Here is a 16,110-nt window from a genome sequence, read left to right on the forward strand (position 1 = left end):
CTACTCTTTTTATTGAAAATACAGAATATAAATCTATTACTAGATTGTTAAAATAATTCTACTATGCTAAAATTATATTAAGATACTAAAATAAGAAAGAGGTGAATTATTAATGAAATACACAACTGGTGAAAAACCTGGAGATGGTACATATGTTTGTAAAATTTGTGGTCAAAAGGTAGTATTAGATGATAATACTGATACTTTACCTCCCTGTCCTAAATGTAAAAAAACTAACTATAGAAAAGCTTAATATAGATTAAGCTTTTCTTTTATAAAATCATGTTGGAACTCATCGGCAGTCATTGGTTTTCCAATTAAATACCCTTGAATATAGTCACATCCTAACTCCTTTAGTGTAATAAATTCTGTTTCTGTTTCTATTCCTTCTGCAATAACTTTAATATCTAAACTATTAGCAACCGCTATTATAGATTTAATTATAGCTATATTTTTAGAATTATTATCTAAATTTATGATTAGTGATCTATCTATTTTGATTGTATCAATAGGGAGTTTGCTTAACCAATTTAGTGAAGAATAGCCTGTACCAAAATCATCCATAGAAATTTTTATTCCGAGGGATTTTAACTCTAAAAGGACTTTTATTATTAAATTTATGTCCCCCATGGCCTCATCTTCAGTAATTTCAAGATTTAAATACCTAGGATCTAGTAACTGATCATTTAATGCATTCATTACTAATTCAACAAAATCCAATTGAATTAGTTGATTATAAGATGTATTTACGGATACACTAAAATCCTTTGCACCAAGATTCTGCCATTTTTTACACTGTGCACAGGCGTTATATAACATCCAATTATCAATTTCAACCATTTTACCTATCTTTTTTGCAATTGAAATAAAGTCCATGGGTTGTATTACTTTCTCCTCTCGTTTCCATCTTATAAGAGATTCTGCCTTTAATACCATCATTGATTTCAAATTAATTATAGGTTGATAATAAGTTATAAATTCATTTTTCTCCATAGCATCTTTTAAGTTTTTTTCCGTTTCTAACCTAAGTTTGTTGTTATCATTCATGATGTTATTATATTGAATATACCCATACCCACCACTTTTTTTAACTTCATACATAGCTAGATCTGCATTTTTTATTAAAGTATCTGCATCGGTTCCATGTTCTGGAAATAAGCTAATACCTATACTTGCGCCAATATATAGAAATTCCTCATTATAAACGAAAGCTTCAGTTAATACTTCTACAAGTTTTTCGGCAATTTCTGTTGCAGTCGATGAATACCTTAAATCTCTGAGAATTACAATAAATTCATCCCCACCAATTCTACTAACTATATCAGTAGGTCTTGTATTTTTTTCTAATCTCTCTGCTACTTTTGCAAGAACCATATCTCCAGCTTGGTGGCCAAAACTTTCATTTATAGCTTTAAATTTATCTAAAGCTATAAATAGAAACGCTAAATACTCATTACCATTATCTAGTAAATCACTAATGTATTCCAGCAATTTTTTTCTATTTGTAAGCCCTGTTATAGTGTCATAATTTGCAAGTGAAACAATGGTTTCATCTGATGTTTTTAATCTATGAAACATATCATTATATTTGGATCCAAGTTCAGAAATTTCATCATTTCCCTTCAGTATTATGCTCGGAACTCCATCATGATAATTATGTACATTCTCAACTACCGAGTTTATAATTTTAATTTTTCTTACAACAAACACATGTATTAATATAAAAATACTTAAGGAAAACAGCGTCAAAGCTGCAAGTAAGATTAAAAGGTAGAAATTCATAGTATTTTGTGCATTATTAAAAATACTTCTGTGTGATGTAACCTTCACTAAAAAAGATGGACTTGAAAATATATTGTTATGTAATCCATAACTAGTAATAGTATTTTTATTAGTTACTTTAACAAATGTATCTATCCTTATAGAGTCACTTTTTAAAATTAGGTCTTTATTATAATCAACTAACTCTGTTTTAACTTCTGTATTTTTCCTAATATCATTCATTTCATCTTTATCATAATACCTAGCAAAAATTAAAAAACCAGTACTAGAACCTGAGCCATCATTTCTTGTAATTCTTTCTGCTGATATTAAAACTGGAATCTTATTATAAAGAATAAATCCCATAACATTTTTAGTAGTACTATTACTTAATAATTTAGAAACACTTGATGTTATATTTTGATCAAGATCCTCTGTAAATATATTTTTAGTATCATCTTCAATATTTTTTTTATATATTGTATTTCCAAGGCCATCAGTTATAAAAACAAAGTTGATTTTTGCCATTGACATAGCAGTTGAATCATCAAAATTAGTTAATAAGTATTCATTATTTCTATCATTTAAATATTTATAAGTAGCATTCCATCTTGCATAGTCTACATTCATAGCATTTATCCTATCAAGGTCATTCTGAATATAATTAAGCACAACATTGGCATCTGTATGTGCCTTATCAATTTCAATATCGTTGAAGCTCCCTAATAAAAATGTTTTTGAGAATAAGTAAAGAAAAGCTATTAAAATTAAGCTTACAAGAAATACAATTCCAAATAATTTTACCGAAAGTTTCACATTTATCACCCATCCCTAATCTATAACGTATTAACATAGTTATTGCTATTGTAATAACCATGTATTATTATTTTAAATTTTCCAGCTTAAATTATCTTTTTTTATTTCAGTGGAATATATCTTAAATCCATTTCCACCCTTTCGCTTAACTTCATACATACATGAATCAGCTATCTTAATTAAGGTATCTGCATCAATACCATGCTCTGGAAATATACTAATGCCTATACTCGCTCCAATAAATAATAGATTTTGTTTATAGTTAAAAGCCAAACCTAATGTTTTCAAAGCATCTTCTGCAATTTTTTCAGCATTTGAAGTTTCTCGTAAATTTCTAAGTATTACTATAAATTCATCACCACCAATTCTATAAATCGTATCTGTAGACCTAATAATATACATCAACCTTTTTGCGGCTATTTTAAGAATATAATCTCCAGCCTCATGACCATAATTATCATTAGCACTTTTAAACTTATCTAAATCTATAAAAAGAATTGCAGATTTTTCTTTTTCATCATTTAATATTGTTTCAAGATCCTCTAACATTTTTTTTCTGTTAAAAATTTCTGTAAGTGCATCATAATACACAAAATGACGAATTTGATCCTCAGCGTGTTGTCTATCTGTAATCTCATTTTGAAGTTTAAGATTTGATCTTTCTAGTTTTAAAGTATATTTTTTTTGCATTTCAGCTATGCTTTTCCTCTCTGAAACATCATGTAATATAATAAGTATTCCTAATACATCTTTGTATTCATCATATACAACTGTTGCCGATAGATCACAAACAAGCTCTTCTTCATTTTTCCGAAGTAAATCAACTTCAATATTAATGATCTTTCCCAACTGCATTATAGTTTCAAATTTAAAATTTCTAAAATTTATTATTTTAATTAGTGAATTTCCTTCTAACTCTTTATTATTATGGCAAGTAATATTTAGTGCAGCCTCATTACATTTTTTCACAACAAACTCCTCATCTAATATAAAAATCGGTTCATTTACAGCTTCAAAAATATACTCAGATACAAGTTCATAAGAGATTGACAACATTTTATGTTTATTAATTGCATACCACATCCCACCCATTCCAATAGTGAAAGCTAGGACCACAAACTGAAAAATCACAATACCAAGTAGAGGAAGTATAAAACATGATGTTGCCGCTAAAGAAAAACTTATTGAACAAGTAACTAAAATAATTCTCATCTGTTTTTTTACTCTATTTTTATTTGACCCTATTAATTGAGAATACATTACTACAAAACCCGCTGCAGTTACTACTGCGATATATATACTATAAACAACACCAATAGTTGAAGTAGAATAGAATATATCTATAAATCCATAAGCTTCCTTACTTATTGACTTAGATGGAATATAGAACAAATTGTTAATAGTAAATATAAGTGAAATTATATATATTGGATATTGTATTTTCGCAATATGATTTTCTTTTTTCGTACCTTTAAGAGCAAATGCAAAAGATAACCATAACCCACAAAAAAAGCATATGCCTAATACAGAAACAATTCTCCATATATTTGCAATTCTTATATTTGGTGAAATTAACATGAATGCATATCCTATGGTCCATATGCTAGTAGAAGTACAAAGGCTAAAAAATATTAAGTTAACTTTTGATTTTTTATCTTTTTTATAACTATAGATACCTATAAATAAATAGAAGATAAAACATATACATAATAATGAAAACAACATAGTTCTAATATTATCTCCCAAAGACATTTCTCTTTCCTCCTAACTTTAAAACATTTACAATTATATATCGTATGTATTCAACAAAACTTTATACATATAGCATCTATTCGACTCACAGCAAATCTTAACTAAAAATATTTTTTAACCATAGCAACTAAAATAAGGTATTATTGCATGTATCTCAACATGCAATAATACCTTTAAACGACTAATCCATATTATAATTATATATTACTCCACAATCGAAATCTTATAACTATATTTAAACTCTTCTCCAATTGCTAGTGAAATAGCTCCTTCTTTCTCTTTAAATTCACCAGTAAAATCTTCATAATCAGCATGTCCAAACCAAGGTTCTATACATAAGAATGGTGCTCCCCCTTTTGGTGCCCATATTCCCATATACGGAAATCCTTTAAATTCTAGGGATATAGACTTTTCATGATTTTTTGATTTTATAGTTATCTTATCAGATTTCAAATCATCAAATACTAATGCATCATCTTTAAATAAATCTTTTGAAAGCGGCATTATATCAGTATCTTTTAAACATTCTTTTCTCTTATGTGAAAAATAACCTTCATTAGTTATTTCCATAATATCGCTTGTTTCTCTCTTATCAAATTGAAGATAATAATCTTCTAATTTTTCATTATCTTCAATAGGGCACATAAATGCAGGATGTGCACCTATTGAAAAAGATATGTTCTTGTTATCTAAATTCATAACATTGTAAGTTACTTTAATTGTATTTGCCTCAATTGTATAACTAATAAGCAAAGTGAATTTATAAGGATATCTTTTAATCGTATCATCTGAATATTTTAGTTCAAAAGTAATTGAATCATTTGTTTGTGATATAAATTTAAAATCTGATATTCTACCTAACCCATGAGATGGCAGTTGATATGATTTTTCATCAACCCTATATTTTGAGTTTACTAGATTGCCCACTATTGGAAATAAAATTGGTGAATGATACTTCCAGTACTTAGGATCTCCATTCCAAAGATACTCTGTTCCCTCTTTTTTTCCTGTTATTGAATGTAGTTCTGCGCCATGATCGCTGGCTGTTATTTTTATTGCTGAATTTTCTATAGAATAAATCATTAAAACGTCCTTCCTATACGTACTTTAAAATTGTCTTTTTAAATTTAACATTTTATCTTTTTCTTAATTCCACTAAAGTACATCCCTCTATTGCTTGAATTCCATTTTCAATACAAAATTTAAGTATTTCAGGGCTTTCTGCTCCTGGTTGAATAAGTACCTTATCTATTTTTAACTCATGAGCTTCCTGAAGTATTTTAATACCTTTTATTGGATTAATGCATAAATTTAAAACATCTATCTTGTATGGTACATCACCTAAACTCGTATATGCATCTGCAGTTTTAACAGAAGGGTTTAACCCTACTACATTAAAATCAGCTTCCGTAAGTGAACTCAATATCTTATATGCATATTTTAAACGATTTAATACATCACCTACCACAACCCAATTTTTATACTCTAAAAATTCACTAGCCTTCAATATCATCATCTCCTAAAATTTAAAAGCAACAATTTGTTGCTCGTGTTTGTTACTTTGTTAAACATAACTATGTTAAATTTTTCTTAATATCATTATAAGTTTAAAATATAAATTTTGCTACATCCTTTTTATAATAGCAATGAACTTTTTGTTATTATAACCAAACCACTACCTTTTTACTTAAGTAATAAATATTATCTCGCCCACCCTATTCTATAGGAGTATTCTAACTCAAAATGTAATTAATTCTACTTATAAAAAACAATATCTTTCATAGGTTTTCTAATCCTTTTAAATTCTCCATCGCCTGCATAACCAATCGGCGAAAATACGACTGGCTCATAGGTTTCATCAACCCCCAGTAATTCTCTTGCAGCATCTATATCAAACGCCCCTACCCAACATGTACCAAGTCCAAGTTCAGTAGCTTCTAGTATCATATGATCCATAACTATAGCAGCATCCACATCGCTAAAATTTTTGCCGTTGTTTCTTATCCAACATTTACTTGGAATAGTACAAACACATACAACATAAGGTGCCGCACTAAACCATTCCTTAGGATATATTTTCTTAAGAACATCTACCTTATCTTTTGTACTTATCACATATACTCTAAATGATTGTTTATTTGCTGCAGTAGGCGCAAGTAACGCTGCTTCTAAGATTTTATCAAGTTTTTCTTTCTCCACATTTTTATTTGTATAAGTACGAACGCTGTGTCTTTTATTAATAAGTTCTAAATAGTTCATTAATGTTCCTCCCTATTTATAATATTTATTATTTGTAATCTAAGTTTTTAATTTCTTCTATGTCTACTCAATATTGTACCTCAAATTCTAACTTAATCCATACACCTTTATCTTTAATTTGAAAATTTATGCATACATAAAATAAAGTATCAAAATTAAAATAGACTCTAATCTATGCTTCTAAACGTCTTCTCATACCTATTTAAGGATAAATATGCTATAATTTAATTACTCTAATAAACAAAGGAGGCAATGTATCATGAGAATTGGATTTATAATTTCTTTGATTTTTGCTATTTTAGTCGCTTTATTTGGTATACAAAATTCTTCAGTAATATCCGTTAATTTCTTTTCTACAAAGTTTAATATTTCCTTAGCTCTTGTAATATTTGTAGCCGCAATTATAGGTGCAATAGTAGTTACTTTATTGGGACTACAAAAGGAATTTAAACTAAGTCGTGATAATAAGCGCATGACAAAAAAATCTAAAAATTTCGAAAATGAAATTGAAACATCTAAAAGTGAGATTGTAGACTTAAAAATTGAAAATGAATCTTTAAAAAGCAAAACAGAAGCTTTACAAATTGTTATAGAAGCATTAGAAACTAAAAATAAAACCTTTAATGATGAAGTAAGTTCGTTAAATGTTGAAATTAAAAGACTTAACACTAATTTGACAAATGAACCTGAATCAATAAATTAAAAGTAACTATATGAATTTCAAATAAAATGAGCATCAGCAGCTATTTATAGTCACTGGTGCTCATTTTATTATTTACTAATGTTGCTAACATCCATTCACATTATGTCACTTTATTTTATTTAACAACATATTTATATACTTTTAAATTATCTTCTGCGAAGCAACTATATCTAAAAAGGAGAGATATTGTGAATTTTCAAGGATTAACCGGTAAAGTGATAACCCCTTTTGATAAATCGCACAAAGTTTTAAGGCTTGAATACAACCTAGCCATTAACAAATTCCCATTAGCGATTGTTTATTGTTATAATTATATAGATGTATCCAATGCAATAAAGTGGTGCAATCAAAATTGCATAGAACTTCGCATTCGCACCAGAGGGCATAATTATGAGGGCTATTCAACAGACACAGGTGTTTTAGTAATTGATACTTCTTATATGAACAAAATTGATATAGATACAAAGCGCGATATTGCAGTAATCCAAGCAGGCTCAATGCTGGGGAATATATACTCACAACTGGCTGATAAAGGTTATGCATTCAATGGTGGTACCTGTCCTACAGTTGGAATTTCAGGTTTAGTATTAGGTGGCGGAATAGGTTTATCATGTAGAAATTTTGGTTTAGTTACAGACAATCTTTTAGAAATGCAAATAGTATGGTTCATATGTAAATTTTCCTTATGCTGAGCTCCAAAACTATGGCTACGAATACTATGGTAAAAACTATATTTGTCTTAGAAAAGTAAAAGAAATCTATGATCCAAATAATATATTTAATTTCCAACAATCTATAAGACCGTTATAATCAATTTATATCATAAGAAACCCGTCAACTAAGTAACTCAGCGGGTCTTATTACTTATCGGATTTAGATTAACCTAATTATTAGCATCAATAATTTAAAACGGGGTGAAAACAATATGAGATTTACTTATAAGCACACATTATACGCAAGTTATTTAGGTTATATTACCCAAGCAATAATTAATAATCTAGCACCTTTGCTCTTTTTAATTCTTCAACAAGAATTTAATATTTCATTAGAAAGCATTGGTATATTAATATCTCTTAATTTTGTAGTTCAAATCATAACGGATTTGTTATCTGCCAAATTTGTTGATAAAATTGGTTATAGGACATCAATAGTAGGCGCACATGTTCTATGCACGTTAGGGCTAATATCAATGGGTATTTTGCCATATGTATTTGTAAATCCATATGTGGGACTAGCTATTGCAATTACCATAAATGGCATTGGTGGCGGGCTTATAGAAGTTTTAATAAGTCCCATTGTACAGTCACTTCCTGGTGATGAGAAAGCTTCTGCCATGAGTATTCTCCATTCTTTTTATTGTTGGGGACAAGTTATAGTTGTTTTGCTAACTACTCTCTATTTTTATGCGTTTGGAACTATTAACTGGCTATATATTCCTATTTTATGGTCAATTGTACCCTTATTTAATATGATTCTATTTATTAAGGTGCCCCTTTCAACAATTGAAGACAATGATGTTATAATTCCCTTTCAAAAACTGTTCACCACCAGAGTATTTGGGTTGTTTATAATTCTTATGATATGTGCAGGAGCCTCTGAGCAGGCTATGTCTCAGTGGGTATCTTTATTTGCAGAGTCTGGTCTTAAAGTATCTAAAACAATTGGAAATTTATTAGGTCCTTGTTCCTTTGCAATTTTAATGGGTATAGCAAGAGTTTTCTATGGAATAAAGGGCTCTAAAATCAATATGAAAAAAGCATTAGTATTTAGCAGCATTCTTTGTGTTATAAGTTATCTATTAGCAGTGTTTTCAAAGGTTCCACTAGTATCGCTGATTGGATGTTCATTGTGTGGTTTGTCAGTAGGTATCATGTGGCCGGGAGTATTCAGCTTATGTGCACAGTATTTTCCAAAAGGAGGAACATCAATGTTTGCAATTTTAGCTTTAGCCGGCGATGTCGGATGCACAGCGGGACCAGGTCTTGTTGGTTTTATATCAAATAGAGTTGAAAACGCTACTATGACTTTATCTAACAATTGGTTTTACAGTACAAGTCTCACAGAAATAGGTTTAAAAACAGGATTACTATTTGCTATCGCATTTCCTGTAATTATGTTTTTTAGCGTTATTGTGCTAAGAAAAAATAATGTACAAAAAAGTGATTATGCATCTAGTAGTAATAAATCATCTAAATAGTTGATTTAACATGAAAAAGAGCCAATATTTATATATATTTAATCACCTTTTGTACCTCATTAATGCTTTCATAATCACCACTTGCTACTAAAGAAAATAATGCAACACCATAAGCTGCTTCCTCTTCATGTATAGGAATATTTAGCTTTAAATTAAATAATTCTTCAATTATTCTTTGTAAATGTTTATTCCTGCGAATTCCATTTCCTGAACCTACCAAAATAGTTGCTTTCGCTTGCTTGATTTCACACATTTTATCATATAAATTAAATAGTTCTCTTGCTATTTCTTCAAGCATGCCAGTAATCATATTGATGGGCGTAAAATTATGAATATCTATATTACTAATACTACCCCTTTCTTCTGGATTCTCTCTTGTTCCACTGAACCTTGTGGAAATAATTAATGGACTTTGGCTTGCCTTTCCTTCTGACATGACTTTATCCATAACATCATAAAGAGATGGACAAGCAGTATTAGAATTTAACATCATTACTTCTCTAAAGAAAGATTCGAGCATTGCATAAGCTCTACCACCGCATAAGGTCGAACCAACAAAAATAAAATCATCACAAATACTTGGTCTTAGTTCTATATCCAAACATGATTGATTATCTAAATAACTCAAAACGCCTACTGATACTTGACTCCCTGTTCCAACATTGACAAGTACTGTGTTTTCCATATCTTGCACTGACCCAAGAACACTAGCTTGGTTATCTCCTATTGCAACGCTGACGGGAATGCTCTCTTTTGTTTTACCAACAATCCCATATCCTATTTTTATTGTTGGAAATATCTCCTTATAAATGTTTACTTTTTCTAAAACCTTAAAATCAAATCTCTTATTTCTTAAATCAAAACATCCAAGGCTTGCAGCATTTGATGGAGTCATAACCAAAACTTTTTCATTTGCAATTTTCATAGCAATATAATCACTAATTGTACAAATAGTTGATATACCTTGTGGAACTAAATTATTACACATATTATAAAAATGTGTTGTAACTCCATATCCAGAAGCCATATGATACCCAGTTTTCTTAGACAGGTATTGTGCATAAGTATCATCTTTTGTGTATGGTAAATTACCTCTACCATCTTGCCATGTGTATAGTGGACTAATAGCATTGCCTTCTTTGTTGACGTACAAAATACCATGCATTTGACCAGTAACACCAATACAATTTATATTTCCATAAGTCTTTATAAATTGTTGTATTATTGTAGTTACCTTATTTAATATTAGATCCACACTTTGTATTTTTTCATAATCATATTCACTTGATATAAAAGTATCATTAGCAACTGTTCTACTTTCTAAAACGCCCCCAGTTTCCCCATCTAAAATAACGACACAAATAGTGGTTGTTCCAATATCTACTCCTATTGCCCTCATATTTAATCCTCCTTTAATACCAATGCATCCTCACAATCATCTAAATAATCTATATTTCCTTTTACTATCGTTATTTCCATACAACACCTCTACCTCAGATTTGATTAAATACAATTATTACGCTACATAGTATATTGCACTTAATTATATCATATCTTTATATTTTGACACTTTGACATTGTTGAAATAGAAACAAATTTTTGATATAATATTGTTAATACGGTAGCGGATAGGAGGCTGGCCATGAACAAAGAAGAACAGGTCATAAAGGGTTTCAGTTTCAGGCGTATTATGATTATACGAAAAAAATGTTTCAGATGCTGGAATTTGATGTTAAAGACGTAGTTGTAATTACCGGTATGAGAAATGGACCGGCGCATGAAAGAAAAGATCTGCATACCGGCATGAAGGATATCGGTTCGTCATTGATTTTGGATAAAATCCGTTGATAACCTCTCCATAATTCTATTACATAATATGAAATTGATTTATTACATCCTATAATATCTAATCATATCTTCTTGTGAATTTATTCCAAAATTTTGTGGTAATGCTAGCTCCTTTAAATCTTTCCCTATAAATCTACCATTTACATAATATTCAACCCCAGCAAAGTCCTCAAACCACATAAGAATTTTATCAATAAACGGAGTTTTAATTTCTGCTATTTCGCAAAAGCTCTTAATAATGCATAGTCCAGATGGAAAATCCTCCAAAAAGTATCTTGACTTAAAATCTGGAACGTACCCTTTCGCTGTTAGTATCATTGGAGATTGGATATTCTTAAGCGCAATCTTATTGCTGATTTTAGCAGTCATCTTCTCTGCTGTTTGTGCTCCAAAATACTCTTTTACAGAACCAACGCCACGAAGCTCAATTTTATCTAACTTATGGCATAATTTCTGAACCTCTTCATCAGTTCCAAGTAGCATTGTCGAAGAGTCATCTGTCCACTGGCTATAAAAATTAACCATTTTATCCCAATAGAATTCACCACCACCATTACCTGGCATCAATCCGATCCATGCCCCAGCTTTTATAAAAGGCTTAATCTTTTGAATTACTTCCCTTAAAATATTTGCAGGAAGCGTGGATATGATAATGTCCGCATCACTAATTACTTCCTCTGGATTACTTGATATTACATCCAATCTTCCTGAGTATTCAAATGTACCATCCCTATCAAAAACCTCAATAATATTGTTCCATTCATCTGGCCTTGACGTCAACAATCGTACAGAGATATCATCTTTCGCGCCCAATATCTCCAATTACAAGTGTACCTATATTTCCCCCACCTAAAACACATACATTCATATTGTATCCCCCTTATTTATAATTAGTTTAACTCTCTTTCTTAGCTACAATCTCTTTTCTAGCATAATCTTTACCAAATATAAGGAACTCTCTTTCAGCATTACTAATATCACCATAGGATACCTTTGCCCAAATAGCCAACACTATACCTATAATCATCCATACAAAAACAATTCCCCATTCATATGGCCACACTAAAGATCCTGGCCCAATAGGTAAATATAAGCTAATAAAAAATAACGAAATGATTACCGCGCCATATCCAACAAATTTCCCACCTGAAACTTTAAATGGTCGTTCTAGATTTGGCTCCTTTTTCCTTAGACTAATAAATGATACTGACACAAGTAGATAAGCAATTACAGTTCCAAATGCACTGGCATCAACAAACCAAACTAACGCGTTCTTTCCCAGTAACGGAGATAAACAACTAATTAAACCAACAAGAAGAATAGCCGCCGTTGGCGAATTATACTTTGGATGTAGTTTTGCAAAAACAGCTGGAATCATTTTTGCTCTACCCATTGCAAATAGCACCCTTGTCGCTCCCATAATAAAGCCATTCCAACTCGTAAGAATACCACACAATGCGCCACCAATTAAAATTTTCCCAAATATAGGTGAGTTAAAAGAAAATGCCATAGCATCTGCCACCGGAACTCCACCTGCTTGTCTTATTTCCGTGGGTGCCGATATAGAAATACCAACAATCATTAATATGTACCAAGCGGCTGCCATTAAAATTGAAATAATTAAAACATTAGCGATCTGTTTGAGTGGTATATTCATCTCCTCAGCTGTTTGAGGAATAACATCAAATCCCACATACATAGATGGTGCCATAAGCAAAACAGCAACCAAACCAGATCCACTTGTAAATAAAGGTACTGCATACTCTGTACTGCCAAATGCAACACCCCCAAACAAAAATAGAAGACCCACGAGTACTAATCCTACTGTACCCATAACTTGAAAAATAGCAGAATTCTTTGTTCCAAAATAGTTTAATGCAGTAATCACTATTGCACCTGCAATTCCAATTATCGCCCATGAGAAATATACATCATATCCAGCTATAGTCCATAGTAGTCCCATCTTTGGTATCGGAAATATATAATCTATCGCCGTAGACATGGAGATTCCTTCCATAGCTGCAACTCCAACATATGCAAATCCTATGGCCCATGACGTTACCCACGACCAAAAATAATTAAGTCCTCGATAAGCAAAAACCATCTCCCCACCAGCCAGTGGCAATGCAGGTGTTAATTCTGCATAAGTCAGCCCAACAAAAATGCACATCACCGCACCAATAAGAAATGCTAATATGGCACCGATTACACCAGCCTCTGACACCCAATTGCCAGTAAGCATTACCCAACCCCAACCTATCATAGTCCCAAATGCCATAGCCAATACGTCAACTCTACCTAAAACCTTACTTAAACTTTGTCTTTTATGTTTCATTCGCCTTCCCCCTAGTTCTTTCTTTTTAAAATTAATATTATTATTTATATTTCTACAAATGTTTTCATATTCCTTTAAAATCCTATTTTTCTAAAATTATCTATAGATTCCTTATATGCTTAGCTTTATAAACAAACATTAAAGCATTGCGCTCATCAATGGGTAATCTTCCTCCCCATCTGCCATTCCACCACACATGCTATTTAATCCTGAGTGAAGAAAGCAAGACCTAACTACAGCTTTTGATCCATATTTTAATCTTAATTTATCAACTGTATCATTTATCCTTTTATCTTTCTCATAATCAAAATTGTCTAATAAAGAACACTGATAAAAGTCATTATTACAAAAATCTGTTATATGTATCCCCAAGTGCCTTATTGGATTACCTTTCCAAACATTATCAAATAAATAACATGCTATTTCATATATTTTGCGGGTTGAATCAGTTGCTACGACTAATTTCTTTTGACGAGAATAAAATATTAAATCACTCCCCCTAATGCTTATACTTATCACATTGCAGCAATTTTGAGAATCTCTTAAACGCATAGCAACTGTTTCACATAAGGATAATATCACTTTATGAGCTGTATTTTTATCCTCTACATCAAAAGCGATTGTTGTAGAATTACCTATGCCTTTCATTTTAATATAATTACTCTTTCGTACTTCTGAAAATTCGTTGCCATTTGCATAATTCCAAATTACTTGTCCGTGACTCTTTAACTTATTCTTTAAAATTTCCAGATTATAATTTGCGAGTTCCCCAATAGTGTTGATATTTAGGTTATGCAATTTTGGTGATGTAGCTCGTCCAACCATAAATAAGTCTTCAACAGGTAGTGGCCACATCTTTTGCTTTATATCACTTGGAAACAAGGTGTGTATTCTATCTGGCTTTTTAAAATCTGATGCTACCTTTGCTAACAATTTATTGCACGATATTCCTATATTTACTGTAAACCCAAGTTCATTTTTTATCCTATTCTTTATAATTTCAGCTAGCTCCATATAATCTGGATATAAATGTTCCATATTTGATAAATCAAGAAAACTTTCATCAACTGAGAAACGCTGAATAATAGGAGTGTATTCTAAAAAGATTTGATGCATAGCTTCACTACACTTCATATATAATGAATATCTTGGAGGTACAATAACAAGGCCAGGACACTTAGCCCTTGCACTATATAGAGTCTCTCCTGTGTGAATATCAAATTTTTTAGCAGGTATTGATTTAGTTAAGACAATGCCATGCCTGCTTTCTTCATCTCCACCTATTACAGATGGGATTGTTCTAAGATCTAATTGCTCACCTCGCTGGAGTCTATATGCTGCTTCCCAAGATAGATAAGCACTATTTGCATCTATATGAAATATTAATCTACTCATATTATAAATCATCTTCCTTTTTATTAATCTTATTTGCACTTAATAGAACATTTGTTCGTATAGTTATTATATACTATTTGGTTACTTTTTAGAAGTAAATATACATATTTTTTTTTAGTAATTTATGTGTTTTTCTTTATTCTAAAATAAAATCAAAACAAAATAGTAAATAACCTAAGTAATGGTTAAACTATAAAAAAAGTGAGGTGTTAAAAATGGCTATAGCCCATAAAACAGTAATTTCATTTGGTCTTGTTGCTATACCAATATCCATGTATACCGCAACGCAAGATAACGATATACATTTTAATCAGTTACATAAAGAAGATAATTCAAGAATTAAATACAAAAAATCCTGTAGTCACTGTGGCAAGGAAATAACAACAAAAGATATTATTAAAGGGTATGAATACGATAAAGAACATTATGTGGTCGTTACTGATGACGATTTAGAAAAAATTAAAACTGAAAAAGAAAAAACAATACAGATATTGCATTTTGCACAACTAAATCAGATCTCCCCAATTTTTTATGACAAAACATATCAGGCTATTCCTGAAGCTGGTGGAGATAAGGCATTTGAACTTTTGAGAGCTGCTCTTATGTCTGAGCAAAAGATTGCGATTGGCAAAACTGTAATGGGTACTCGAGAGACTTTACTTGCTATAATCCCCCGTGAGGATGGAATATTAATCTCGAAAATGTACTATGAAGATGAAATTAAAGACCTTCCCAAATCGTATAACAAACCCGAGATAATAGATGCCGAACTTACTATGGCAAAGGCATTAATTAATTCAATGGTTACTCCTTTTAATCCAGCTGAATATAAAGATGAGTATCAAGTAAAGTTGAGAGAACTCCTTGAAACGAAAATAGCTGGTAAAGATATTGTTGCTTCTAAATCAGAAGAACCAAGTAATATCATTAATCTCATGGATGCATTAAAAGCTTCAATTGATCAAAATAAAGCAAAAGCAACTCCAAAACCTAAAGTAAAACGCGAAAAAGTTCCAAAAGGTGCCTAATGGACTTATTCGAAAG

The 16,110-nt window shown here is 30.8% G+C and carries 14 protein-coding genes and 1 pseudogene; 6 read left to right on the plus strand and 9 right to left on the minus strand.

All coding sequences use genetic code 11. The features are described 5' to 3' along the window. Positions 1 to 112 precede the first annotated feature (112 nt). On the plus strand, positions 113 to 253 hold the full coding sequence (locus tag KPL55_RS06905) for a zinc ribbon-containing protein (protein ID WP_216305973.1): 141 nt from the start codon (positions 113 to 115) through the stop codon (positions 251 to 253). On the opposite strand, the gene KPL55_RS26525 is transcribed toward KPL55_RS06905, so the two are convergent. The 5 genes from KPL55_RS26525 to KPL55_RS06930 form a co-directional block, all read right to left on the minus strand. Next, positions 250 to 2,577 (minus strand): EAL domain-containing protein, encoded by a 2,328-nt coding sequence (locus KPL55_RS26525; RefSeq protein ID WP_216305974.1) that lies wholly within the window; start codon positions 2,575 to 2,577, stop codon positions 250 to 252. The genes KPL55_RS06905 and KPL55_RS26525 overlap by 4 nt on opposite strands. A 72-nt stretch (positions 2,578 to 2,649) precedes the next feature. After that, on the minus strand, positions 2,650 to 4,329 hold the full coding sequence (locus KPL55_RS06915) for a diguanylate cyclase domain-containing protein (protein WP_216305975.1): 1,680 nt from the start codon (positions 4,327 to 4,329) through the stop codon (positions 2,650 to 2,652). 204 nt (positions 4,330 to 4,533) lie between these two features. Continuing rightward, complete coding sequence (locus KPL55_RS06920; RefSeq protein ID WP_216305976.1) at positions 4,534 to 5,412, minus strand: aldose 1-epimerase family protein; 879 nt, start codon at positions 5,410 to 5,412, stop codon at positions 4,534 to 4,536. Positions 5,413 to 5,464: 52 nt separating this feature from the next. Further along, positions 5,465 to 5,836: a CoA-binding protein gene (locus KPL55_RS06925; RefSeq protein WP_216305977.1), complete on the minus strand. Its 372-nt coding sequence runs from the start codon at positions 5,834 to 5,836 to the stop codon at positions 5,465 to 5,467. Between the two features lie 248 nt (positions 5,837 to 6,084). Next, positions 6,085 to 6,588 carry a nitroreductase family protein gene (locus KPL55_RS06930; RefSeq protein ID WP_216305978.1) on the minus strand — a complete coding sequence of 168 codons (504 nt, stop codon included), beginning with the start codon at positions 6,586 to 6,588 and terminating at the stop codon, positions 6,085 to 6,087. A 259-nt stretch (positions 6,589 to 6,847) separates the two neighbouring features. Between KPL55_RS06930 and KPL55_RS06935 the strand changes: the two genes are divergently transcribed. The 4 genes and pseudogenes from KPL55_RS06935 (at position 6,848) to KPL55_RS06945 (ending at position 9,488) form a co-directional block, all read left to right on the plus strand. Continuing rightward, the gene (locus KPL55_RS06935) at positions 6,848 to 7,291 is read left to right on the plus strand and encodes a LapA family protein (protein WP_216305979.1); all 444 of its coding nucleotides are present in this window, start codon (positions 6,848 to 6,850) and stop codon (positions 7,289 to 7,291) included. Between the two features lie 188 nt (positions 7,292 to 7,479). Continuing rightward, a complete protein-coding gene (locus KPL55_RS06940) occupies positions 7,480 to 7,983 on the plus strand; it encodes an FAD-binding oxidoreductase (RefSeq protein ID WP_312887236.1) in 504 nt (167 codons plus the stop codon). A 34-nt stretch (positions 7,984 to 8,017) separates the two neighbouring features. Continuing rightward, positions 8,018 to 8,101 (plus strand): annotated as a pseudogene (locus KPL55_RS26710) (BBE domain-containing protein); the annotation flags it as partial. 115 nt (positions 8,102 to 8,216) lie between these two features. After that, positions 8,217 to 9,488, plus strand: coding sequence for an MFS transporter (locus KPL55_RS06945; protein ID WP_216305980.1), 1,272 nt, complete (start codon positions 8,217 to 8,219; stop codon positions 9,486 to 9,488). Positions 9,489 to 9,516: 28 nt separating this feature from the next. On the opposite strand, the gene KPL55_RS06950 is transcribed toward KPL55_RS06945, so the two are convergent. From KPL55_RS06950 to KPL55_RS06965, 4 genes are all read right to left on the minus strand, one after another. Beyond that, positions 9,517 to 10,887, minus strand: a complete 1,371-nt coding sequence (locus KPL55_RS06950) for a sedoheptulokinase (RefSeq protein ID WP_216305981.1) — start codon at positions 10,885 to 10,887, stop codon at positions 9,517 to 9,519. 491 nt (positions 10,888 to 11,378) lie between these two features. Next, positions 11,379 to 12,149 carry an NAD/NADP octopine/nopaline dehydrogenase family protein gene (locus KPL55_RS06955; protein WP_216305982.1) on the minus strand — a complete coding sequence of 257 codons (771 nt, stop codon included), beginning with the start codon at positions 12,147 to 12,149 and terminating at the stop codon, positions 11,379 to 11,381. Positions 12,150 to 12,231: 82 nt separating this feature from the next. After that, positions 12,232 to 13,671 (minus strand): APC family permease, encoded by a 1,440-nt coding sequence (locus KPL55_RS06960; RefSeq protein ID WP_216305983.1) that lies wholly within the window; start codon positions 13,669 to 13,671, stop codon positions 12,232 to 12,234. 138 nt (positions 13,672 to 13,809) lie between these two features. Beyond that, positions 13,810 to 15,066 (minus strand): Y-family DNA polymerase, encoded by a 1,257-nt coding sequence (locus KPL55_RS06965; protein ID WP_216305984.1) that lies wholly within the window; start codon positions 15,064 to 15,066, stop codon positions 13,810 to 13,812. Between the two features lie 215 nt (positions 15,067 to 15,281). On the opposite strand from KPL55_RS06965, the gene ku reads away from it, so the two are divergent. Beyond that, positions 15,282 to 16,094: a non-homologous end joining protein Ku gene (gene ku, locus KPL55_RS06970; RefSeq protein ID WP_216305985.1), complete on the plus strand. Its 813-nt coding sequence runs from the start codon at positions 15,282 to 15,284 to the stop codon at positions 16,092 to 16,094. Positions 16,095 to 16,110 lie beyond the last annotated feature (16 nt).

The organism is Clostridium lacusfryxellense (assembly GCF_018861735.1).
GTDB classification, from domain to species: domain Bacteria; phylum Bacillota; class Clostridia; order Clostridiales; family Clostridiaceae; genus Clostridium_AD; species Clostridium_AD lacusfryxellense.

Coding starts and splice junctions, on each gene's coding strand:
- KPL55_RS06945 (WP_216305980.1), top strand. CDS start 8,217: ATGAGATTTACTTATAAGCACACATTATACGCAAGTTATTTAGGTTAT.
- KPL55_RS06950 (WP_216305981.1), bottom strand. CDS start 10,887: ATGAGGGCAATAGGAGTAGATATTGGAACAACCACTATTTGTGTCGTT.
- KPL55_RS06930 (WP_216305978.1), bottom strand. CDS start 6,588: ATGAACTATTTAGAACTTATTAATAAAAGACACAGCGTTCGTACTTAT.
- ku (WP_216305985.1), top strand. CDS start 15,282: ATGGCTATAGCCCATAAAACAGTAATTTCATTTGGTCTTGTTGCTATA.
- KPL55_RS06935 (WP_216305979.1), top strand. CDS start 6,848: ATGAGAATTGGATTTATAATTTCTTTGATTTTTGCTATTTTAGTCGCT.
- KPL55_RS06920 (WP_216305976.1), bottom strand. CDS start 5,412: ATGATTTATTCTATAGAAAATTCAGCAATAAAAATAACAGCCAGCGAT.
- KPL55_RS06915 (WP_216305975.1), bottom strand. CDS start 4,329: ATGTCTTTGGGAGATAATATTAGAACTATGTTGTTTTCATTATTATGT.
- KPL55_RS06960 (WP_216305983.1), bottom strand. CDS start 13,671: ATGAAACATAAAAGACAAAGTTTAAGTAAGGTTTTAGGTAGAGTTGAC.
- KPL55_RS06965 (WP_216305984.1), bottom strand. CDS start 15,066: ATGAGTAGATTAATATTTCATATAGATGCAAATAGTGCTTATCTATCT.
- KPL55_RS06905 (WP_216305973.1), top strand. CDS start 113: ATGAAATACACAACTGGTGAAAAACCTGGAGATGGTACATATGTTTGT.